The 1,102-nt window shown below is 42.7% G+C and carries 1 protein-coding gene; it reads left to right on the forward strand.

What is annotated here, in order from left to right:
- Positions 1–82: 82 nt before the first annotated feature.
- Positions 83–1,048, forward strand: coding sequence for a TIGR01212 family radical SAM protein (locus tag TH606_RS09900; RefSeq protein WP_068543505.1), 966 nt, complete (start codon positions 83–85; stop codon positions 1,046–1,048).
- The last annotated feature ends 54 nt before the right edge of the window (positions 1,049–1,102 follow it).

Below are 1,102 nucleotides of genomic sequence, written 5' to 3' on the forward strand. Positions count from 1 at the left end.
CCTGCGGACACAGTTGACGAAACACTATGCAGAAAAATTGAGAAGTTTTGTCAAATCACTTTAAAAAGTTTATTTTTTGAATATGAAACTAAATCAAATTCTCGCCCAAAAACGCTATCATTCACTAAATACCTTTTTACGGGCACACTTTGGCGAAAGAGTCCAGAAAGTAACTATTGATGCCGGTTTTTCCTGCCCAAACAGAGACGGCACCATTTCCTACGGCGGTTGTATCTACTGCAATGCTTTTGGCTCTGGCACAGGTGCTTTTAAAAAAGGCTTAAGTGTTAGAACCCAGATGCTTAAAGGTATAGAACACCTTAGTAGGCGCTATAAAGTAAAAAAGTTTATTGCCTATTTCCAGGCATTTTCTAACACCTACGGGCCCATTGACAGAATCAAAGAGCTATACGACGAAGCATTAGTTGATGAGCGCGTAGTGGGATTGGCCATAGGCACCCGTCCAGATTGCGTAAACCAGGAAATTGTTGAACTCCTGGCTTCCTATAGAAAACGAGGTCTAATGGTCTGGCTTGAAATAGGGCTTCAGAGTGCCCACAACCAGACTTTGGCTTTTATAAACCGTGGACACACCTACGAAGATTTCGTTAAGGCTTTAGAATTGGCGAAAAGTAAGAAACTTTTAGTATGCACCCACGTTATATTTGGCCTGCCAGGTGAAACCATGACCCAGATGCTTGAAACAATAGGGAAACTCGCCAAGCTCCCTATAGATGGCATCAAGTTTCACGAACTTTACATTGTTCGTGGCACAAAAATGGAAAGGCTTTATCATGAAGGCCAATATAAACCCCTTGCCCAAAATGAATATGTTGACCTGGTCTGCGAGTCTCTGGCCATGTTACCTTGGAAGGTAGTGATTCAGCGTCTTACCGGAGACCCCCGTCCTGACGAACTGGTAGCACCAGACTGGGCTCGCGAAAAAGCTAAAACCCTCCGTCTCGTAGAAGAAACCCTTCTTAACCGGGACTTATGGCAGGGCAAGTATTTTGGTGAACCAGACCCTATCGTCAAAAGTTTAGGCTAAAATTTCATCAAAGGTTTTGTTAATTTCTTCTTCAATCTTTCCTTTAAAAAGCTT

The organism is Thermodesulfatator autotrophicus, from assembly GCF_001642325.1.
Lineage (GTDB): Bacteria > Desulfobacterota > Thermodesulfobacteria > Thermodesulfobacteriales > Thermodesulfatatoraceae > Thermodesulfatator > Thermodesulfatator autotrophicus.

Excerpts from the sequence above, each read along its gene's own strand:
- TH606_RS09900 (WP_068543505.1), top strand. The coding sequence starts at position 83 with ATGAAACTAAATCAAATTCTCGCCCAAAAACGCTATCATTCACTAAAT.